At 64.1% G+C, this 22,211-nt stretch carries 13 protein-coding genes; 10 read left to right on the top strand and 3 right to left on the bottom strand.

What is annotated here, in order from left to right; genetic code table 11:
* Window positions 1-56 precede the first annotated feature (56 nt).
* Together KY494_RS25260 and KY494_RS25265 are read left to right on the top strand one after the other, a co-directional pair.
* Window positions 57-683, top strand: coding sequence for a DUF47 domain-containing protein (locus KY494_RS25260; protein ID WP_010400015.1), 627 nt, complete (start codon window positions 57-59; stop codon window positions 681-683).
* Between the two features lie 42 nt (window positions 684-725).
* Entirely contained in the window at window positions 726-1,736 is a 1,011-nt protein-coding gene (locus tag KY494_RS25265; protein ID WP_219133816.1) for an inorganic phosphate transporter, read from the top strand.
* 59 nt (window positions 1,737-1,795) lie between these two features.
* Here KY494_RS25265 and KY494_RS25270 read toward each other — a convergent pair whose 3' ends face one another.
* Window positions 1,796-2,692: an MBL fold metallo-hydrolase gene (locus tag KY494_RS25270; protein ID WP_219888620.1), complete on the bottom strand. Its 897-nt coding sequence runs from the start codon at window positions 2,690-2,692 to the stop codon at window positions 1,796-1,798.
* Between the two features lie 198 nt (window positions 2,693-2,890).
* On the opposite strand from KY494_RS25270, the gene KY494_RS25275 reads away from it, so the two are divergent.
* From KY494_RS25275 to KY494_RS25310, 8 genes are all read left to right on the top strand, one after another.
* On the top strand, window positions 2,891-4,513 hold the full coding sequence (locus KY494_RS25275) for an HD family phosphohydrolase (RefSeq protein WP_219888621.1): 1,623 nt from the start codon (window positions 2,891-2,893) through the stop codon (window positions 4,511-4,513).
* A 17-nt stretch (window positions 4,514-4,530) separates the two neighbouring features.
* Window positions 4,531-6,762 (top strand): CHASE2 domain-containing protein, encoded by a 2,232-nt coding sequence (locus KY494_RS25280; protein ID WP_258194454.1) that lies wholly within the window; start codon window positions 4,531-4,533, stop codon window positions 6,760-6,762.
* A 116-nt stretch (window positions 6,763-6,878) separates the two neighbouring features.
* The gene (locus KY494_RS25285; RefSeq protein ID WP_219888623.1) at window positions 6,879-8,465 is read left to right on the top strand and encodes a ShlB/FhaC/HecB family hemolysin secretion/activation protein; all 1,587 of its coding nucleotides are present in this window, start codon (window positions 6,879-6,881) and stop codon (window positions 8,463-8,465) included.
* Window positions 8,466-8,492: 27 nt separating this feature from the next.
* Complete coding sequence (locus KY494_RS25290; protein WP_219888624.1) at window positions 8,493-16,445, top strand: YDG domain-containing protein; 7,953 nt, start codon at window positions 8,493-8,495, stop codon at window positions 16,443-16,445.
* A gap of 19 nt (window positions 16,446-16,464) precedes the next feature.
* Complete coding sequence (locus KY494_RS25295) at window positions 16,465-17,184, top strand: FecR family protein (protein WP_258194455.1); 720 nt, start codon at window positions 16,465-16,467, stop codon at window positions 17,182-17,184.
* A gap of 72 nt (window positions 17,185-17,256) precedes the next feature.
* Entirely contained in the window at window positions 17,257-19,650 is a 2,394-nt protein-coding gene (locus KY494_RS25300; RefSeq protein WP_219888626.1) for a heavy metal translocating P-type ATPase, read from the top strand.
* A 1-nt stretch (window position 19,651) separates the two neighbouring features.
* Complete coding sequence (cueR, locus tag KY494_RS25305; RefSeq protein ID WP_219133806.1) at window positions 19,652-20,071, top strand: Cu(I)-responsive transcriptional regulator; 420 nt, start codon at window positions 19,652-19,654, stop codon at window positions 20,069-20,071.
* 20 nt (window positions 20,072-20,091) lie between these two features.
* On the top strand, window positions 20,092-20,814 hold the full coding sequence (locus KY494_RS25310; RefSeq protein WP_219888627.1) for a glutathione S-transferase: 723 nt from the start codon (window positions 20,092-20,094) through the stop codon (window positions 20,812-20,814).
* Between the two features lie 46 nt (window positions 20,815-20,860).
* On the opposite strand, the gene KY494_RS25315 is transcribed toward KY494_RS25310, so the two are convergent.
* Together KY494_RS25315 and KY494_RS25320 are read right to left on the bottom strand one after the other, a co-directional pair.
* Window positions 20,861-21,061, bottom strand: a complete 201-nt coding sequence (locus KY494_RS25315) for a heavy-metal-associated domain-containing protein (protein WP_077407505.1) — start codon at window positions 21,059-21,061, stop codon at window positions 20,861-20,863.
* A gap of 82 nt (window positions 21,062-21,143) precedes the next feature.
* Window positions 21,144-22,085: a bestrophin family protein gene (locus tag KY494_RS25320; protein WP_219888628.1), complete on the bottom strand. Its 942-nt coding sequence runs from the start codon at window positions 22,083-22,085 to the stop codon at window positions 21,144-21,146.
* Between the last annotated feature and the right edge of the window lie 126 nt (window positions 22,086-22,211).

Below are 22,211 nucleotides of genomic sequence, written 5' to 3' on the forward strand. Positions count from 1 at the left end.
ATACGGGGCGGCTTTCTGTAGTAAATAACACGACTCAATGCTTAACGGAGAATGACATGTTTGGACGCTTGATGCCCACTGAGGGCAAGTTTTTTGAATTGTTTAACCAGCACGCGGAACTGTGCGTCAAGGGCGCTAAAGAAATGCTCGGCCTGATGACCAATTTCGATGACCTGGAAAACCGCGTGCATGCGATCGAAAGCATCGAGAAACAGGCGGACAAAGTCACCTACGCCACCGTGGAAATGCTGCACAAGACCTTCATCACGCCGATCGACCGCGACGACATCCATCAGCTGATCACGCGCCAGGACGACATCCTCGACCTGCTGGAAGACGCGGCGCAAACCGTTTCGCTGTACGACCTGAAAGCCGTCACGCCGGAAGCCAAGCGCCTGGCCGAACTGGTGCTGGCCTGTACCGAAAAAGTGCGCGACGCCGTCGCCATGCTGCACAACATGGATAACTCGCGCAAGATCGTCGCCATCTGCGAAGAGATCGACCGCCTGGAATCGGACGCCGATCACGTGATGCGCGCCGCCATGTCCAAACTGTTCCGCGACGAACCGGACGTGCGCAACCTGATCAAGCTGAAAGCGATCTACGAAATTCTGGAAACCGTGACCGACCGTTGCGAAGATGTGTCCAATATTATCGAAGGCATCATCGTCGAAAACGCGTAAGCGTTGGGCCCGTCCTGAACCAGAATCAGAAAAGAAACTACAATGACCATACAAATCAGCATCTACGTGCTAGGCCTGTTGATCGCCCTCGCGCTGCTGTTTGACTTCATGAACGGCTTCCACGATGCCGCCAACGCGATCGCCACGGTGGTCTCGACGGGCGTATTGAAACCGCAGACCGCGGTTGCCATGGCCGCCACGTTCAACTTCGTCGCCATCTTCGTGTTCCACCAGCTGACCGTGGCCGCCACGGTGGGAAAAGGAACCATTGACCCGACGGTGATCGACCAGTACGTGATCTTCGGCGCGCTGATGGGCGCCATCTTCTGGAATTTGTTTACCTGGTACTACGGCATTCCATCGTCGTCCTCGCACGCCCTGATCGGCGGCCTGGTGGGCGCCGCCGTCGCCAAGTCGGGCACGGGCGCGCTGGTCGCGGCCGGCCTGTGGAAAACCGTGGCCTTCATCGTCATCGCACCCGTGCTGGGCTTTGTGTTCGGCTCCATCATGATGCTGCTGGTGTCGTGGATCTTCGTGCGCTCCACGCCGCGCAAGGTCGATAAATGGTTCCGCCGTTTGCAACTGGCATCGGCGGCGGCCTACAGCCTGGGCCACGGCGGCAATGATGCGCAAAAGACCATCGGCATCATCTGGATGCTGCTGATCGCCGCCGGCTACTCGAACGTGGCCGACGAGATGCCGCCGCTGTGGGTCATCATCTCGTGCTACACGGCGATCAGCTTCGGTACGCTGTTCGGCGGCTGGCGCATCGTCAAGACCATGGGCCAGAAGATCACCAAGTTGAAACCCGTCGGCGGCTTCTGCGCCGAAACGGGCGGCGCCATCACCCTGTTCGTCTCGACGGCGCTGGGCATTCCCGTGTCGACCACGCACACCATCACGGGCGCCATCGTCGGCGTCGGCTCGGCACAAAAAATGTCGGCCGTGCGCTGGGGTGTCGCGGGTAACATCGTCTGGGCCTGGATCTTCACGATTCCCGCTTCCGCGTTTGTTGCCGCAGTCGCCTGGTGGATTGGTCACCACATCATGTAAGGCGGCCTTGGGCCAACTGGACGCATGTGTGAAAAAGGGAACCAAAAGGTTCCCTTTTTTTATGCCCCGGCCAGTTCCACCGTCAGCCCCTCGCAGGCGAGGAACACTTGCAAGCCATTCAGGCGGCGCGCATAGCGGCCCATCACGTCGGCAAACACGGCTTCGAGCTGCTCGTCGCTGCGGGTCGGCTCGTGGTGGGTGCAGTACAGGCGCCGCGCGCCGCAGCGCAGGGCCAGGTCGAAGGCGGCGTCGAAGGTGCCGTGGCCCCAGCCCTGCTTGGCCGGGTATTCGTCGCGCGTGTACGAGCAATCCATGATCAGCGCATCGACGCCGGCGACGACCGCGTCGATGCCGGCCTGGCGCCGCACATTGCGCTCGGCGCAGGCCGCATGCTCGGCATGGCCCGGCGGATGCAGGTTGTAGAACGGTTCATGGTCGCCGCTGAAAAACAGCGAAGCGCCGCCGCAGTCGATGCGGTAGCCCAGGTTGACCACCGGATGGTTCATTTCCGCGCCGCGCACGCATGCACCTCCCACCTCGACGGTTTCGCCGGGCGCCAGGGTGCGGTATTCGATGCTGGCCGCCATGGCCGCTTCGCTGACGGGAAAATAGCTGCCTTGCAGTTGTACCGCCATCACGTGCTCGATGCCCTGTCCGGCGACGGCATCGTACGCGCCGTGCAGGCGCATGCGGTTGCCGGTCACGAACAGGGGGCTGAACATGGGCAGGCCATGGATGTGGTCCCAGTGGCTGTGCGTGATGAAAACGTGCGCGTCAACCGGCAGGCCGGGCGGCAATTGCTGCGCCAGCGAGAAGATGCCGCTGCCCGCATCGAGAATGATCAGGCTGTCGTTGTCGGTGCGTACTTCGATGCACGTGGTATTGCCGCCATAGCGCGCCGTGCGCGGGCCGGGGGAGGGTATGGAGCCGCGCACGCCCCTGAACGTGAATTTCATTCAGTACCTTGTTACGGTGTAATTATTGTTGATTCTATTCTAATTAATGGAATTGGCGGCAACATTTATGTATGTTGCAATACGGAAAGTTATTTCGTTTTGTTGCAACTAAGTAATGTACAGTGCGCTGGGTGACCGTTACACTGGCGCTTGCCGACTTCCCTTTTTTTGCTTGCCCATTACCTGATTGCCATCAACATGCCTCAGTTGCACCCTGAGAAAATCGCCCACAGACTGGAGCAATTGACCGAACTCAGTGTCGCGCTCGGCCATGGCCTCGGTGGCCAGGGGCGCGATATCGGGCCGCTGTTGCAGCGCATCGTGCTGCTGGCAAAAAGCATGAGCGGTGCCGATGGCGCCACCCTGTACCGGCCCATGGCCGAGGGTCGCCAACTGGCGTTCGACATCAGCGTCAATGACAGCCTGGGCATCGCGCAGGGGGGCGACATGGGCTTGCCGGGCGTGCCCCTGTTCGATGGCGCGGGCCAGCCCAACCTGGCCTCGGTGGCCGCGTATGCGGCGAACATGCGCCGCAGCGTGAATATCGCCGATGTCTACCGCGACGAGGGCTTCAATTTTTCCGGCATGCGCGACTTTGACCGTCACCATGGCTACCACACGCAATCGATCCTGACGGTGCCCATGAGTGACCACGAGGGCGATCTGATCGGCGTGCTGCAGTTGGTCAATGCCAAGGATGGCGACACAGGCCAGGTGCGCGCCTTTTCCTCCACCGACCAGCGCTTCATCGAGGCGCTGGCTGCGCAGGCGGGCGTGGCGCTGACGAATCAGCTGCTCATTTCACAACTGGAAGAGCTGCTCGAATCGCTGGTTACCCTGATCAATATCGGCATCGATGAAAAGTCGCCGTACACGGGGCGCCATTGCCAGTTCGTGCCCGAGCTGACGATGCTGCTGGCCGACGCCGCGCACGCCACGCAAACGGGGCCGCTGGCCGATTTCCGGCTCAGCGACAACGAGCGCAAGCAGCTGTGGCTGGCCGGCCTGCTGCACGATTGCGGCAAGATCACCACGCCCGTGCACGTGGTCGACAAGGCCACCAAGCTGGAAACGATTTTCGACCGCATCGCCCTGATCGACACGCGCTACGAAGTGCTGCTGCGCGACGCCGAGATCGCCGCCCTGCGCCAGCAGGCGGCGCAGCCGGAACGCAAGGATGCGATCGCCCGCGCGCTGGCGCAGGAGCAGGCCGCGCTGCGCGAAGAGCGCGACTTCATCCGCACGGTGAACATCGGCGGCGAGAGCATGGCGCCAGCCGACCAGGAAAGAGTGCGGCGGATCGCCAGACGGCGCTGGCGCGCGGCCGACGGCGAACTGCGCGATTTTCTCGACGCCGACGAGACGGAAAACCTGACCATCCGCGCCGGCACCCTGACGGCGGCCGAGCGGGCCATCGTCAACAACCATATCAGCGTCTCGATCCGCATGCTCGAAGCGCTGCCGTGGCCCAAGCACCTGCAGAAGGTGCCCGAATATGCGGGTGGCCATCACGAGCGCATGGATGGCAAGGGCTATCCGCGCGGGCTGACGAAAGAGCAGATGTCGGTGCCGGCGCGCCTGATGGCGATCGCCGACATTTTCGAGGCGCTGACCGCGCGCGACCGTCCCTATAAAAAGGGCAAGTCGCTGTCCGAGTCGCTGCGCATCCTCGGCAATTTCAGCCTGAACGGGCATATCGACCCGGAACTGTTCGACGTTTTCATCCGCAGCAAAGTCTATCTGACCTTCGCTGAAAAGCACATGCATCCGAGCCAGATCGATGCCGTCGACGAGGCGGCCATTCCCGGTTACGTGCCCTGATGCGCTGGCTTGCGGTCATGAAAAAGCATGGCGCGCGGCTGCTGCTGGGCGCGCTGTTGACGCTGCTGGCCGCCTGCGCCAGCATCGGCCTGTTCGGCGTCGATACCTTGGGCCGGCTGGACGCCATGCTGGGCGACATGCGCATGCGTGCCGAAGCGCCGCAGCTCGACAAGCGCATCGTGATCGTCGATATCGATGAAAAAAGCCTGAACCAGATCGGCCGCTATCCGTGGGGCCGCGACGTGCAGGCGCGGCTGGTGACGCAATTGACGGGCCACTATGGCGTGGCCGCGGTCGGCTTCGATATCTCGTTTCCCGAACCCGACAGCAGTTCCGGCTATGGCGTGCTGGCCGACCTGGCCAAGGGCGAACTGGCTGGCGTGCCGGGCTTCAGCGAGCAGCTGGAACGCCTGAAACCGCGGATGGATTACGACGCCCTGTTTGCCGAGGCGATGCGCGGCCAGCCGGTGGTGCTGGGCTATAGCGTGTCGGAGCGGCAAAAGAAAGGCGTGCTGCCCAAGCCTGCCTTTACGCTAGCCGACCTGAATGGGCGCACGGTGACGGCGTTTACGTCGCCCGGCTATGAAGCCAACCTGGCGCAGCTGCAACAGGCGGCGCAAGGGGCCGGCATCTTCACGGCCCTGACCGACAGCGACGGCGTGCTGCGCTCATCGACCCTGCTGCAGCGCATCGGCGACGCGTATTACCCGTCGCTGTCGCTGGCCACGGCCAGCGTGTACCTGAAAGCGCGCGCGATCGCGCCCGTGTTCGGCCAGACCGCCGACAAGTTGTCCGAGGCCGAGCGCGAGCACGGCGGCCTGGACCGCATCGCCGTCTTTACGCCGCGCGGACGCCTCGATATCCCGGTCGGCGAAGCCTTGACCACCACCATCGAGTTTCGCGGCAAGGGCGGCCCGGACGGCGGCGCCTTCCGCTATGTGTCGGCGGCCGACGTGCTGATGGGGGCGGTGCCGACGGACGTGCTGCACGGCGCCATCGTGCTGGTGGGCACCACAGCCGCCGGCCTGAACGATATTCGCGCCACGCCCGTCAATGCCGAGTTTCCCGGTGTGGAAGTGCACGCCAACCTGATCAAATCCATCCTTGACGGCCATTTCAAGTCGCGACCCGACTATGCGCTGGCGATCGAGTTCGGCCAGGTGGTGCTGGTGGGCTTGCTGCTCGGCGGCGCACTGGCGCTGGCCGCGCCGGCGACGGCCGTCTTGCTGGCCGGCGCGGCGCTGGCTGGCGCGCTGGGCCTGAACTGGTGCTTGTATCACCACTTCGACGCGGCGCTCGATGTCGCCGTGTTGCTGCTGTTGATTGCGGCGCTGTTCGTCGCCAATCTGGCCTGGGGCTATTTTTTCGAGGTGCGCAAGGGCAGGGCGCTGGTGTCGCGCTTCGGCCAGTACGTGGCGCCGGAACTGGTGGCGCAGATGGCCGACAATCCCGACCGCTACAGCATGGATGGCGAAAGCCGCGAGCTGACGGTGCTGTTTGCCGACGTGCGCGGCTTTACGGCCATTTCGGAACAGATGACGCCGCAGCAGTTGCGCGAATATATCAACCTGTACCTGACGGCCATGTCGGAAGACATCCGCGACAGCCACGGCGGCACGCTGGACAAATATATCGGCGACGCCGTGATGGCGTTCTGGGGCGCGCCGGTGGCGTTTCCCGACCATGCGGGCCGTGCCGTGGCCAGCGCCCTGCTGATGCAGCGCAGCGCAGGTCGATTGAACCAGCAATTCCAGGCGCGCGGCTGGCCGCCGCTGCGGATCGGCATCGGCATCAACAGCGGCTTGATGCATGTGGGCGACATGGGCTCGCGCATCCGCCGCGCGTATACCGTGATGGGCGACGCCGTCAACCTGGCCGCGCGCCTGGAAGGCATGACCAAGGTGTATGGCGTGGGCATCGCCGTGAGCGATTTTACGCGTGCGCAGGCGCCGCAATTCGCCTACCGCGAACTGGACCGCGTGCGGGTCAAGGGCAAGACCGAAGCGGTGGCGATTTTCGAGCCGCGCTGCCTGCTGGCCGAAGCCGATGCCGGTGAACTGGCGCTGCTGGCGCGTTGGTCGCGCGTGCTGGAACTGTGGCGTGCGCGCGACTGGGATGGCGCAGAGGCAATTTTGTCGGAATTGCCAGATGATGGGCTGCGCCGGCTGTACGCCGGACGCCTGCGCCAGTATCGTGAAACGCCGCCTGGCGAAGACTGGGATGGTGTGACCAACTTCCAGACCAAGTAACCGTCGCCAGCAGAGAAATTTCTGACTGGAAATCAAAATCCGTCTACACTTTGCTTTTCATTAATTGATGGCCCAGCCGCGCCTGGCTGGCCATGCAACCACAAGAACTCTCACACATGAATTATCGTCTGGTGCGCCTGCTTGCAGGTTCCGCGCTGTTGTTCTGCGCGGCATGCGCAAACGCCCAAACCCCCGCCGCCGACAGTGCCGTCCCGCTGTTTGATATCGCCAGCTACGAAGTCAGCGGCGACACCTTGCTGGGACCGCAACTGGTGCAATCGCTGGTGGCGCCGTTCGCCGGCCGGCAGCGCAACTTTGGCGCCATCCAGCAAGCCGTCGAGGCACTGGAAAACGCCTACCGCGCGCGCGGCTACACCATGGTGCTGGTGGCCTTGCCGGAACAGGAGCTGGCGCATGGCGCCGTGCGCCTGGAAGTGGTGCAGACGCAGGTTGGCAAGGTGGCCATCACCGGCAACCAGTATGTCGATGACGCCAATGTACGGCGCGCCTTGCCGGCCCTGGTCGAAGGGCAGACGCCGAATCTGTCGGCCCTGGGGCAAAGCCTGAAGCTGGCGAATGAAAATCCGGCCCGCAAGATGGAGGTCAAGCTGGCTACCGGCGAGGTCGACGGCACGGTCGACGCCAGCATCGCGGTGGCGGACGAACGCGCCTGGAAAGCCACGCTCAACCTCGACAATACCGGCAGCAAGGACTCCGGCAAGACCCACGCCAGCGTGGTGCTGCAGCATGCCAACCTGTGGGGCCGCGATCATGTGGCCAGCCTGCAATACACGACCTCGCTCGAGCATGCCAACCAGGTCGCCGTGTACGGCTTCGGCTACCACGTGCCGCTGTATGCGCTGGGCGATTCGCTGGACTTTTTTGCCAGTTATTCGAACGTCGATTCGGGCAGCGTCGCGGCCGGTATCTTCGACCTGGCCGTCAGTGGCCGCGGCACCACCGCCGGCGCGCGCTACAACCAGAACTTCGGCAAGCGCGACAACTATGAACCCAAGCTGGTGTATGGCCTGGACTTCAAGGCCTACCGCAACAGCCTGCAGTTCTTCGGCATGGAGCTGGGCACCGACGTGACGGTGCACCCCGTCAGCATCGCCTATATCGGCGCCTGGAGCTTGCCACGTGGCGAGGCCAGCGTGGGCATGACCCTGGCGCGCAATATTCCCGGCGGCAAGAATGGCAGCCAGCAGGATTTTACGCGGGCACGTTTCGGCGCCAAGGCCGGCTACAGCACCTTGCGCCTGAGCGCCAGTCATACCCAGGTGCTGGACAACGACTGGCAATGGCGCGCGTTGTTCAACGGCCAGTACACGCCCGACGCGCTGGTGCCGGGCGAGCAGTTCGGCGTCGGCGGCGCGGCCACCGTGCGCGGCTTCCTGGAACGCGAAGTGGCGAACGATTCCGGCGCCAATCTGAATCTGGAACTGTACACGCCGAACTGGTGCGGCGATGGCGGCTACCAGTGCCGCGCGCTGGCGTTTTATGACACGGGCTGGGTGCGCCGCAATCATGCCTTGCCCGGCGAAATCGACAGCATGGCGATCGGTTCAACCGGCCTGGGCCTGCGCATCCTGCTGAACCGCTACGCCAACCTGCAATTGGACTATGCGCATGTGGTCAACCCCGGCCAGACGGGGCGCCGCGACGCCAACCGCCTGCATTTCAGAGTTGCGCTGTCGTACTGATGTACTGAGCCCCAAGGATAAAACACCATGACCGAACAAAAACCATTGCGCAGCGTGCCTGCTGGCGGCCCTGTCGAGCCGCCGCTGCGCCGCACCGCGCTGGCGCTCTTGATTGCCGCCTGTTTCAGCGCCGCCCACGCCAATCCGGTCTTGCCGCAAGTGGTGCATGGCCAGGCCACCTTCAACCAGCAGGGCAATCTGTTTACGATCACCAATACGCCCAATACCATCATCAACTGGCAGAGCTTTTCCGTCAATCCGGGCGAAATCACGCGCTTTCTCCAGCAAAACGCCGGCAGCAGCGTGCTCAACCGCATTACGGGGCAAGACCCCAGCAAGATCCTCGGCTCCCTGCAATCGAACGGCAAAGTTTTCCTGATCAATCCGAACGGCGTGCTGTTCGGCCGCGATGCGCGGGTCGACGTGGCGGGGCTGGTGGCGTCCAGCCTGGCGCTGTCGAACCAGGATTTCCTGGCTGGCAAGATGAATTTCAATGCCGGCGAGCAGGCCGGCGCCGTCATCAACCAGGGAACCATCCATGCCGGCAGCGGCGGGCAGATTCTGCTGATCGCGCCGAACGTGGAAAACAGCGGCATCATCACCGCGCCGAACGGCGACGTGCTGCTGGCCGCCGGCCACAGCGTGCAACTGGCCGACGCCGCCAACCCGGACTTGCGCGTGGTGCTGTCGGCCCCCGCGGATCAGGCCATCAATGTGGGCCAGATCGTGGCGCAGGGCGGGCGCATCGGCATGGTCGGCGCGCTGCTGAACCAGCGTGGCGTGCTCAACGCCAATAGCGCGGTGGTCGGCGAGAACGGCAAGATCGTGTTGAAAGCCAGCGGCAAGACGCTGCTGGAAAACGGCAGCGTCACCAGCGCCACCAGTGCGCTGGGCAAGGGTGGCGAGATTACCGTGCTGGGCGACCAGGTCGGCATGCAAGGCAACGCCAAAGTGGACGCCAGCGGCGCCACGGGCGGCGGCACGGTGCTGCTGGGCGGCGACTATCAGGGCAAGAACGCGGCGATTGCCAATGCGCGCCAGGTCGCCGTCGGCAAGGACGCCACCATCGCCGCCGACGCGATTCAAAGCGGCGACGGCGGCAAGGTCATCGTCTGGGGCAACGAGACGGCGCGCGTGTTCGGCAGCATTTCGGCGCGCGGCGGCAGTGCTTCGGGCAACGGCGGGCTGGTGGAAACGTCGGGCCATTACCTGGCCGTCGACGGCGCCAGGGTCGATACGCGCGCCCGCGCGGCGCGCGGCAAGACGGGCGACTGGCTGCTCGATCCGTATGACATCGACGTGGTCGCCGGCAATGGCGGCGCGCTGAGCGGCGTCAACGATTTTACGGATGCGCCGACGACGGGCACGACCACTATCGGCGCCGGCCTGATTTCGGCGGCCACCAGCAATGTGGTGCTGCAGGCACAGCACGACATCAACTTCAACGCAGCCGTCGCCATCACCCAGGCCAGCGTGGGACTCACGGCGCAGGCTGGCAACAGCATCAACGTCAACCAGGCCATTACCACCAATGGCGGCGCGCTGACTCTGTCGGCCAACGACAATGGCGGCGCCACGGCACAAGGCAGCTCGGCCGTCTTGCATGTCGATGCGGCCCTCTCCAGCCAGGGCGGCGGGGTTGCCCTGACGGGCGCCGATATCGTCTTCGGCGTGGCGGGCAGCTTGAATGTCGGCGGCGGCAATGCGGAACTGCGCGCCAACAAATTCGACGGACGCATCGTCCTCAATGGCAGCGGCGGACAGATCGTCGGCACGGCGGTGGGGCAGACATTGCTGTTGCAGGCCGATAACATGAATTTGCAGGGCGGCGTGGCCTACGGCGGTGAGGCAGGCGGCGCTGCGGTGACCTTGCGCGCGGAGTCGGCCAACCGTGAAATCAATCTCGGCAGCAAGGCGGTTGGCAAACTCAGCCTGTCCAGCGCCGACCTGAATGCCATTTCCGCAGCGAACCTCACGCTCGGCCATGCCGCCATGACAGGCGCCATCGGCGTCGACCAGGCGGTGACGGTGGCGAGCGGCGCCACGGGGCCGGCTACCTTGCAGCTGGTGACGGGCGGCGCCATCGCGATCGATCATGCGCTAGCTGTGGCCGGCAGCCTGAGCCTCACTGCGGGATCGACAGTGAGTGCCGCGGGCGCCGTCAATGTGGGGGGGACCTTCAGGTTGGCCAGCGGCACCTGGACGCAAAATACGACCGGTCTGCCAGCCTTTTCAGCAGGCAATTTCATCATCGCTCCCGGTGCCAGTTTCTTGCGCGCTACAAACGGCGACGGCAGCGCGGGCGCACCGTATGTCATCGCCGACGTGTATGGCTTGCAAGGCATCGCCAGCCTGGACCTGAGTAATAGTTATCGCCTGGCCGGCAATATCGACGCCAGCGGCACGGGCGCCTGGAATGACGGCGCCGGTTTTCGTCCCATCGCGCATAGCGATTCGGGCGGTTTTTCCGGGGTGCTGGACGGCGCCGGCTATGCCGTCAGCGGCTTGCAAATCCACGGCGAGAGCGCGCCGAACGGCAACCTGAACACCGGTCTTTTCGGCAAGCTGGGGAACGGCACGACAGGCACGGTGCGCCAGTTGAACCTGCTGGGTGGCAATGCCAGCGGCAACAACAATGTGGGCGCCGTGGCCGGCGTGGTCGCTGCGGGCGGCACGATAGAGCAGGTGCAAAGCAGCATGAGCGTGACCGGCCAGGCTGGCGTCGGTGGCCTGGTGGGCGTCAACAACAGCGGCGGCACGATCACCGTGGCGCGCGCCAGCGGCGCCGTCACGGCTTCCGGCGAACGGGTCGGCGGCCTGGTGGGCGATAACGATGGCGCCATCTCGCAAGCGTATGCCACCGGTGCCGTGGGCGGCGGCGCCAGTGTCGGCGGCCTGGTCGGACGCAATGGCGGCACTATCGCAGACGCCTATGCGACCGGCGCCATCGGCTTGTCCGCCAACAGCGCGGTGAGCCAGCAGAATCTGGGTGGTGTGATTGGCTGGAGCGTGGCGGGCAGCAGCGCTAGCCGCCTGTATTTCTCAGGCATCGTATCGGGCAGCGGTTTTGCGTCGGGCACGGTGGGCGCCGTGGTCGGACGCGCAGATGCGGGCGCGGCTGTGGGGCCGGCTTTCTTTGACTACACTACCGCCGGCACCATTTTCGACCAGGGCGGCTCTGCCGGGCGCACTACGGCCGAAATGAAGCAGCAAAGCAGCTTCGGCGGCTTCAATTTCGGCGAGAATGCCATCTGGCGCATCTACGACGGCCATACCACGCCACTGTTGAAGGCTTTCCTGACATCCTTGACGGTCACCGCCGACGGCGCGGCCAGCCGGGTTTATGATGGCCAGGTGGCCAGCGTCGGCCAGCTCAGCTATATTGGCCTGCTCAATGGCGACCTGGCAGCCAGCGGTACGGCCAGCTATGGCAACGCGCGCAATGTCGGCAACTATGCGCTGGGCGGCCTGTGGTCGACCCAATACGATATCAGCTATGCCGGTACCTCCACCGTGGCCATCACGCCGCGCGCCCTGAGCGTGATCCTCGGCGGCAGCAAGGTGTATGACGGTCAGCTCGGCTTTGCCAACGCGGCCCTCAGCCTGGGCAACACGGTCAGCAGCGATACCGTGGGCGTGACCGGCAGCGCGCAATTTGTCGACAAGAACGCCGGCAGCGTCAAGGCCGTCAATCTCAGCGAACTGACCTTGACCGGCAGCGCGATGGGCAACTACAGCCTGGCTGCCACCGCCAGCGGCACGGCAGAGATCACGCAACGCACCTTGAATCTGGCCTTTGCCGGCGCCAATAAAGTCTACGATGGTGGCACTGCCGCGTCATTGACGATTACCGACAACCGTATCGCCAACGACGTGCTGACGGCAACGGCCAGCGGCGCATTCGCTGACAAGAATGCCGGCAGCAACAAAGTGGTGACGGTGCAAAACGCCAGCCTGTCCGGCACCGATGCCGCCAACTATGTGTTGACCTCGACCACCGGCGCCACCAGCGCCACCATCACCCAGCGCGAACTGGCGCTGGGCTTTGCGGCCGCAGGCAAGACTTACGACGGCAACAGCGCCGCGTCATTGACGATTACCGACAACCGTATCGCCAACGACGTGCTGACGGCAACGGCCAGCGGCGCATTCGCTGACAAGAATGCCGGCAGCAACAAAGTCGTGACGGTGCAAAACGCCAGCCTGTCCGGCACCGACGCCGCCAACTATGTGCTGACCTCGACCACCGGCGCCACCAGCGCCACCATCACGCAGCGCGAACTGGCGCTGGGCTTTGCGGCCGCAGGCAAGACCTATGACGGCAACAGCGCCGCGTCATTGACGATTACCGACAACCGTATCGCCAACGACGTGCTGACGGCAACAGCGTCCGGCGCATTCGCTGACAAGAATGCCGGCAGCAACAAAGTGGTGACGGTGCAAAACGCCAGCCTGTCCGGTACCGATGCGGCCAACTATGTGCTGGCCTCGACCACCGGCGCCACCAGCGCCACCATCACGCAGCGCGAACTGGCGCTGGGCTTTGCGGCCGCAGGCAAGACCTATGACGGCAACAGCGCCGCGTCATTGACGATTACCGACAACCGTATCGCCAACGACGTGCTGACGGCAACAGCGTCCGGCGCATTCGCTGACAAGAATGCCGGCAGCAACAAAGTCGTGACGGTGCAGAACGCCAGCCTGTCTGGCGTGGATGCCGCCAACTATGTGCTCGCCTCGACCACCGGCGCCAGCAGCGCCACCATTACGCAACGCGAACTGGCGCTGGGCTACACTGCCGCAGGCAAGACCTATGACGGCAACAGCGCCGCGTCATTGACGATTACCGACAACCGTATCGCCAACGACGTGCTGACGGCAACAGCGTCCGGCGCATTTGCGGACAAAAATGCGGGCAGCAACAAAGTCGTGACGGTGCGCAACGCCAGCCTGTCCGGTACCGATGCCACGAACTATGTGCTGGCCTCGACCACCGGCGCCACCAGCGCCACCATCACCCAGCGCGAACTGGCGCTGGGCTTTGCGGCCGCGGGCAAGACCTACGACGGCAACAGCGCCGCGTCATTGACGATTACCGACAACCGTATCGCCAACGACGTGCTGACGGCAACGGCCAGCGGCGCATTCGCTGACAAGAATGCCGGCAGCAACAAAGTGGTGACCGTGCAAAACGCCAGCCTGTCCGGCACCGATGCGGCCAACTATGTGTTGACCTCGACCACCGGCGCCACCAGCGCCACCATCACCCAGCGCGAACTGGCGCTGGGCTTTGCGGCCGCGGGCAAGACCTACGACGGCAACAGCGCCGCGTCATTGACGATTACCGACAACCGTATCGCCGGTGACATCCTGACAACAACGGCCAGCGGCGCATTCGCCGACAAGAATGCTGGCAGCAACAAAGTCGTGACGGTGCAAAACGCCAGCCTGTCCGGCACCGATGCCGCCAACTATGTGCTGACCTCGACCACCGGCGCCACCAGCGCCACCATCACGCAGCGCGAACTGGCGCTGGGCTTTGCGGCCGCAGGCAAGACCTATGACGGCAACAGCGCCGCGTCATTGACGATTACCGACAACCGTATCGCCAACGACGTGCTGACGGCAACGGCCAGCGGCGCATTCGCTGACAAGAATGCCGGCAGCAACAAAGTGGTGACCGTGCAAAACGCCAGCCTGTCCGGTACCGATGCGGCCAACTATGTGCTGGCCTCGACCACCGGCGCCACCAGCGCCACCATCACGCAGCGCGAACTGGCGCTGGGCTTTGCGGCCGCAGGCAAGACCTATGACGGCAACAGCGCCGCGTCATTGACGATTACCGACAACCGTATCGCCAACGACGTGCTGACGGCAACGGCCAGCGGCGCATTCGCTGACAAGAATGCCGGCAGCAACAAAGTGGTGACGGTGCAAAACGCCAGCCTGTCCGGTACCGATGCCGCCAACTATGTACTCACCTCGGCCACCGGCGCCACCAGCGCCACCATCACCCAGCGTGAACTGGCGCTGGGCTTTGCGGCTGCGGGCAAGACCTATGACGGCAACAGCGCCGCGTCATTGACGATTACCGACAACCGTATCGCCAACGATGTGCTGACGGCAACGGCCAGCGGTGCATTCGCTGACAAGAATGCCGGCAGCAACAAAGTCGTGACGGTGCAAAACGCCAGCCTGTCCGGCCTTGACGCAAGCAATTACACCTTGGGCACGACCGGTGGCACGGCAACGGCCAGCATCGCGCAGCGTACGCTGAACCTGGGCTATACGGGTGTCGACAAGGTGTATGACGGCATGACCGGCGCGCAGGTGGCGATCAGCGACGACCGCATCGCCGGCGATGTGCTGAGCGCATCGGCCAGCGCGGCCTTCGCCAACAAGAATGCCGGCGGCGGCAAGACGGTAACGGTACAGAATGCCAGCCTGTCCGGTAACGATGCTGGCAACTACCGCCTGGCCGACACGACTGGCGCGACCACGGCCACGATTGCCCGCGCCGCGCTGACCCTGGCCAGCGTCAGCGCCAGCGACAAGGTGTACGACGGCACGCAAGTGGCCAATGTCAGCGGCACCGTGGTGGGCGTGATCGGCCAGGATGCCGTCAGCCTGGCGGGCGGCAGCGGCACGTTTGCCGACCGCAACTATGGCAGCGGCAAGACGGTCAATGTCAGCGGCTTTGGCCTGTCGGGCGCGGATGCCGGCAACTACGCTTTGACCTCGACCGGCGGCGTGGCCCAGGCCAGCATCGCCCAGCGCGCCTTGTCGACCTGGATCGGCGCGGCCGGTGGCTTGTGGAGCGACGCCGCCAACTGGGAAGGCGGCGTGGCGCCAAGCGGCGCCAATGTGCTGGCGGCCGATTTCGCGGCCAGCACCGGCAACGTGGTGTACACGGCGGCGGCCGGCGACACCGTGCTTGATCGCTTGAGCTCGCGCGGCGGCCTGAACCTCACCGGCGGCAGCCTGCTGGTCAATAATGCGCTGACGGTGGCCAACTATGCGCAGACCGGCGGCTTGCTGGGCGGCCTGGGCAATGTTACGGTCAGCAACAGCTTCAGCCAGAGCGCCGGCGCCATCCATATCGGCGGCAACCTGGCCGTGACCCAGGCCGCCGGCGACCTGCGTTTCGCGGCATTGACCGCCAATAGCATCAGCCTGAACGCTGGCGCCGGCGCCATCAGCCAGAGCGGCGCCGTGGTTGCCGGCAGCCTGGCCACGCAATCGCAAACTGGCACCGTGCTGAACGACGCCGGCAACCGTGTCAAGAACTTCAGCGCTGGCAACAGCGGCGCCGGTGGCATTGCGCTGAGCAATACCAGTGCGCCTGATGTGCTGGTGCTGGGCGCCCTGTCGACCGGTTCCGGCGACGTGCGCATCGAAAGCACGGGCGGCATCGAGAGCCATGCGATCGATGCCAATAGCGGCAATGTGAGCCTGATCGCACACAGCCCCGTCAATGTGCAGGGCGTAGTCAAAGGCAACAACATCACCGTCGATTCCAGTACGGACGTGGCCTTCGGAGACGGCGCGCGCGTCAATGCGGCGCGCGCCATCGCGGTCACGGCCGGTACCGGCGTCACTTTTGCCGGCGCGGCCACGCTCGATGTGCAGGCCACGGGCGGCATCGCCGTGCTGGCGAAAAACGGCGACCTGACCGCCGCCGAGACCGTGCGCATCAACAGCCGCGGCGCGCCCGTGTCGCTGCTGGCGCCGAATGGCCGGGTCAACGTGCCGGCCTCGGTGCTGGTGGCCCAGCCGGTGACGACGCCCGTGGTGCCGCCAAGCACCATCATCCGCGCCGTCAATACCTTGCCGGCGTTCAGCGAGCAATACAACCCGCTCAACCAGCTCACTACGCCCAACAACGTGGCCACGCCGCTGCTGGCCGCCCCATCCAAAGAATCGACGAAGGAAGCACCAGATGAACTTCAAAAAAGTATCAAGAAGACCTATTGCAACTAGGTCGATGCTGGCGGGCGCCATGCTGTGGCTAGTGCTGATGAGCATCAGCCTGCATGCGTTCGCCCAGGTGGCCGGCACGGTGACGCAGCTGAGCGGGCCGATGATGGCGAAAAAGGCCGACGGCAAGATCAAGGTGCTGTCGCTCAAGTCCGAGGTGGAGGCTGGCGATACGCTGGTGACGGAGAAAAACACCTATGCCCTGGTGAAATTCATCGACAACAGCGAGATCACCCTGAAGCCAAGTACCACCTTTGTGGTCGAGCAGTTCGCCTACCAGGCCGACCAGCCGGACGGTGACCGGGCCTCGTTCAACCTGGTCAAGGGAGGCTTGCGTTCGCTGTCGGGCTTGCTGGGCAAGCGCAACAAGGAAAAGTTTTCCCTGAAAACGCCGGTCGCCACCATCGGCATCCGCGGCACGTTTTTTATTGTCGAGTACTTGGCGCCCTCGACGCACGTGCCAACGTCGGTTGCACCCACCGTACCGACGCCGGCCAGGCCGCCAGGGCTGTATGTGCAAGTGCTCGATGGCCTGATTCATGTGACGAATCCAGCGGGTACGAGTAATTTTTCCGCTGGCCAGTTCGGCTATACGCCGAATTTCCGGCAGCCACCGGTGCTGCTGCCGGCCAATCCTGGGATTTCGTTTGCGCCGCCGCCCGTGTTCAATTCCAGCACGGGTCCGACCGCCAGCAACGGCACGCCGGGCAAGTCGAACAATGTCGACTGCGAAGTACGCTAAGTTTCGCTTGACCTTCCCATCATGGTAGGGACGATCCTGTAGACATCACCTCTTATCTACAGGATCAGCGCCATGCAGCCAGCTTCCCCTTATTTGCAATCGTTCACGGTCGAAGGCATGACCTGCGCCTCGTGCGTGGCCCGCGTTGAAAAAGCGCTGGCGGCCGTGCCGGGCGTGACCAGCGCCAGCATCAACCTGGCCACCGATACGGCCAGGGTGGCGTCCAGCCAGAACGTTCCGCTGGCCATCTTGCAGGCGGCGGTGGACAAGGCCGGCTATGCGGTGGCGCAGCGCGAGATCGACCTGAACATCGCCGGCATGACGTGCGCCTCGTGTGTGGGTCGGGTGGAAAAAGCCTTGCTGAAAGTGCCGGGCGTGCTTGCCGCCAGCGTCAACCTGGCCACGGAAAGCGCGCGCGTCAAGGTGACGGGCGACGCCAATGCGGGCGTCCTGATCGCCGCCATCGACAAGGCCGGCTATGAAGCCAAAGTTCCCGCCGCCAGCCAGGCCAGCGCACCTGCCGCCGTGCCCAACCGCGACGGCATGAAAGTGGCGTTCGCGGCCGTGCTGGCTTTCCCCCTGATGCTGCCCATGCTGCTCGAGTGGGCCGGCATCCACCTGATGCTGCCTGGCTGGCTGCAATTCGCGCTGGCCACGCCCGTGCAGTTTTACTTTGGCGCGCGCTTCTACAAGGCGGGCTGGAAGGCGGCCCGCGCGGGCAGCGGCAATATGGATTTGCTGGTGGCGCTGGGCACGAGCGCCGCGTATGGCTTGTCCGTCTATCAATGGCTGACGGCGGGCGAGATCTTGCCGCACCTGTACTTTGAAGCGTCAGCCGTCGTCATCACGCTGGTGTTGCTGGGCAAATGGCTGGAAAGCCGCGCCAAGCGCCAGACGGCTTCGGCCATCCGTGCACTGCAAGTCTTGCGTCCGGAATCGGCCCGCGTGCGCCGCGACGGCGTCGAGATCGATTTGCCCGTGGAACAGGTGAAGGTGGGTGACCTGGTGGTCATCCGCCCCGGTGAACGGGTGGCTGTCGACGGCGTGGTGGTGGAAGGCGCCAGCCAGGTCAACGAGTCGCTGATCACGGGCGAAAGTTTGCCCGTGGATAAGCATCCGGGCGACAAGGTCACGGGCGGCGCCATCAATGCCGATGGTTTGTTGCTGGTGCGCACGCAAGCCGTGGGCGGCGAGACGACCTTGTCGCGCATCATTCGCCTGGTGGAAGACGCGCAGGCGGCCAAGGCGCCCATCCAGCACCTGGTCGACAAGGTCAGCGCGATCTTTGTTCCCGTGGTGCTGGTGCTGGCGCTGCTGACCATGCTGGGCTGGTGGTTTGCGACCGGCGAGCTGGAAAATGCCATCATCAATGCCGTGGCCGTGTTGGTCATCGCCTGCCCATGCGCGCTGGGCCTGGCTACGCCGACGGCCATCATGGCCGGCACGGGCGTGGCCGCCCGCTACGGCATCCTGATCAAGGATGCGGAAGCGCTGGAAGTGGCGCACGCCGTCGATACCGTCGTGTTCGACAAGACGGGCACTCTGACGGTAGGAAAGCCCGCCCTGGCGGCCCTGCATGCGCACGGCATCGACGATGCACGGCTGTTGCAGCTGGCGGCCAGCATCCAGCGTGGTAGCGAGCACAGCCTGGCCACCGCCGTGCTGGATGCGGCCGGCGCGCGCCATATCGAACCCTTGCCCGCCACAGGCCTGTCGGCCTTGCCGGGCCGTGGCCTGGCGGCCCAGGTCGATGGCCTGGAACTGAAATTGGGCAGCACGCGGCTGATGCAGGAGTTAAACGTGGACATGGCGCCGTTGGCGGCGCAAGCCTTGTCGCTGGAAAATACAGGCAACACGATTTCCTGGCTGGCCTCGGGATCGGAACTGCTGGGCTTGTTCGCCTTCAGCGACCAGGTCAAGCCGAATGCGCAGGCGGCCATTGCCCATCTGCACAGCCTGGGCATCCGCACGGTGATGTTGACGGGAGACAACCAGGGCAGCGCCGACGCCGTCGGCAAGCTGCTGGGCATCGACACGGTGGCGGCGAAAATGCTGCCGGCCGATAAAACCGCTAAAATCACCGCACTGAAAGGCGCGGGCGCCAGGGTGGCCATGGTGGGCGACGGCATCAACGATGCCCCCGCGCTGGCGGCCGCCGACGTAGGCATCGCCATGTCGACGGGGACCGATGTGGCCATGCATGCGGCCGGCATCACGCTGATGCGTGGCGATCCGGCCCTGGTGGCGGACGCCATCGATATCTCGCGCCGCACCTACAGCAAGATACGGCAGAATCTGTTCTGGGCATTTATCTACAATATGATCGGCATTCCGCTGGCCGCCTTCGGCCTGCTCAACCCCATGGTGGCGGGCGCTGCGATGGCCTTCAGTTCCGTCAGCGTGATCAGCAATGCCCTGTTGCTGCGCCGCTGGAAAGCCCGCAGTGCGCATACCAAGGAGTCATAGCATGAATATCGGCCAGGCAGCCAGTGAAACGGGCGTATCGGCAAAAATGATACGCTACTACGAAAGCATTACCTTACTAAAACCCAGCGCGCGCAGCGATGCCGGTTACCGCATCTACACGCCGAACGACTTGCACGCCTTGCGTTTTATCAAGCGCGGGCGGGGACTGGGTTTTTCGCTGGAACAGATCCGCGAGTTGCTGTCGCTGTGGCAAAACGACCAGCGCGCCAGCGCGGACGTGAAAGGCATCGCCCTGGCCCACGTCGCCGAGCTCAACAAGCGCATCGCGGAACTGACGGAAATGCGCGATACCCTGGCCCACCTGGCCCAATCGTGCCATGGCGACGACAAGCCCGATTGCCCCATCCTGCAAAGCCTGGGTCTGGCCGGTGAAACGGAAGCGAAGGCTTGCTGCCATTGAGGTAAATCAACGGAGGTGGTATGGCGTATGAACTGTATTATTGGCCCACGATACAGGGGCGCGGCGAATTCATCCGCCTGGCACTGGAAGAGGCGGGCGCCGAGTACCGCGATATCGCCCGTTTGCCTGAACGCCATGGGCAGGGCATGCCCGCCATGCTGGCCTGCCTCGACGGCGACTGCACGCCACACGCCGCCTACGCGCCGCCCGTGCTGCGCGATGGTGACGTGCTGATCGGCCAGACCACGAATATCCTGCTGTACCTGGGCCGGCGCCTGGGCCTGGCGCCGCGCGCGGAAAGCGGCCGCCTGTGGCTGAACCAGCTGCAACTGACGCTGGCCGACTGGCTGACGGAAGTGCACGATACGCACCATCCGCTGTCGATGAATCAATATTATGAAGAGCAAAAACAGGCAGCCATACTGCGCAGCGCGGATTTCCGCGCCTCGCGCCTGCCCAAGTTCCTCGATTATTTCACGCACGTGTTGCTGAACAGCCGCGGCCGTTATCTGGTGGGGGCCAGACTCACGTATGGAGACCTGTCGCTGTTCCAGATGCTGGCCGGCCTGCGCTATGCGTTTCCGCAAGCCATGGCACGCCTGGCGCCGCAGTATCCTGCCTTGTTTGCGCTGCACGATACGGTGGCGGCGCGGCCGAATATCGCCCGCTACCTGCGGTCGAAGCGCAGAATTGCGTTCAATGAGGAAGGCATCTTCCGCCATTATCCCGAGCTGGACGGATAAAAAAACAGCCGGCGCATAGGCCGGCTGTCTTGTTGCTGCGTGGTTGTTATTGCGCGCTGGTAACGGGATAACCGGCCTCGACGATCGCGGCGCTGATGGCGCCCAGTTCGGCGGGCGATTCCACCGTGACGCGCTTGCTGGCCAGGTCGATCTGCACCTGCGCTTGCGGATCGACGCCTTGCACCGCTTTCGTGACCGAGCCGACGCAATGGCCGCAGCTCATGTTTTCAACTTGTAACTGATACATGCAAGCACTCCTTGAATGATTAAGTGCGTCCACTGTAAGCCTTCCCCCGATGGGAAGGTCAAGGGAAAAGCTGGCGTGTGGATCAATTCAGCAGGAAATCGTCGGCTTGCATGGGCGGCGGCACGTTCTCGTCCTGCACGGATTCGCGCAAGCTGATTTCGATGGCGCGGCACATGGCCGACAGCGGTAAATCGTTGGCATCTTCGCCGAATGGTTCCTCAATCTCGTCGCCCAGGGCATCGAGGCCAAAGAAGGTGTAGGCGACGATGGCGACGACGAACGGCGTCATGAAACCGAGCGAGTCGACCAGGCCGAAAGGCAGCAGGAAACAGTACAGATACGCCGTGCGGTGCAGCAGCAGCGAATACGAAAACGGAATCGGCGTGCTGCGGATGCGTTCGCACGAGGCGCCCGCCGCTACCATGGCCGAGACCGTGTTATCGATCTGTGCGGTGAGGATGCTGTCGATACGCCCCTGCTGGATGCAGTCGGCCAGGTCGTGGCCCATCTGCAGCATCAGGTAGTCGGACGGGTTCGAGGCCTTGCAGGCCGCTTCCCATTCGGCCGGGCGCAGCAGCGGCTGCAAGTCGTCCGGTCCGCGCGTGTCGCGCAACTGGTGGCGCAGGGCGTGGCAAAAGGCGATGGTGCGGTAGATCATGCGCACGCGCACATCGTCCAGGCCCAGCCGGGCGTGGGCTGGCGTAGCGCTGCGGATCATGGTCTGGCACTGGCGCGAGAAATTACGGCTACGCAACACCAGTTCGCCCCACAGCTTGCGCGCTTCCCAGTAGCGGTCGTAGGCGGCCGTGTTGCGAAAGCCCAGGAAGATGGCCAGCGGCAAGCCGATCAGGGTAAACGGGATGGTCGTGAGGATGACCTTGTGATCGAACAGGGTGCCGTGGCACCAGGTGACCAGGGTGGCGATCAGGGTATTGACGATGAGGGTGGTGCGGATGCGCGGCAGGACGGAGCCGCGCACCACCAGGAACAGCCGTAGCGCCGAAGGACGCTCGCGCACGATCATGCTGTGCTCCCGGTTTGGGGCTGGTGATCGGTAAGGGGGGAAAGACAGAATGGCAAATGCCGGGAACAAAAAGCCCGCTGTGTGTGCGGGCTGAGCAGGGTGTGCATGGGAAACAATGTAGGGGAG

Origin of the sequence: Janthinobacterium sp. PAMC25594, from assembly GCF_019443505.1 — a bacterium.
Taxonomy (GTDB): domain Bacteria; phylum Pseudomonadota; class Gammaproteobacteria; order Burkholderiales; family Burkholderiaceae_D; genus Janthinobacterium.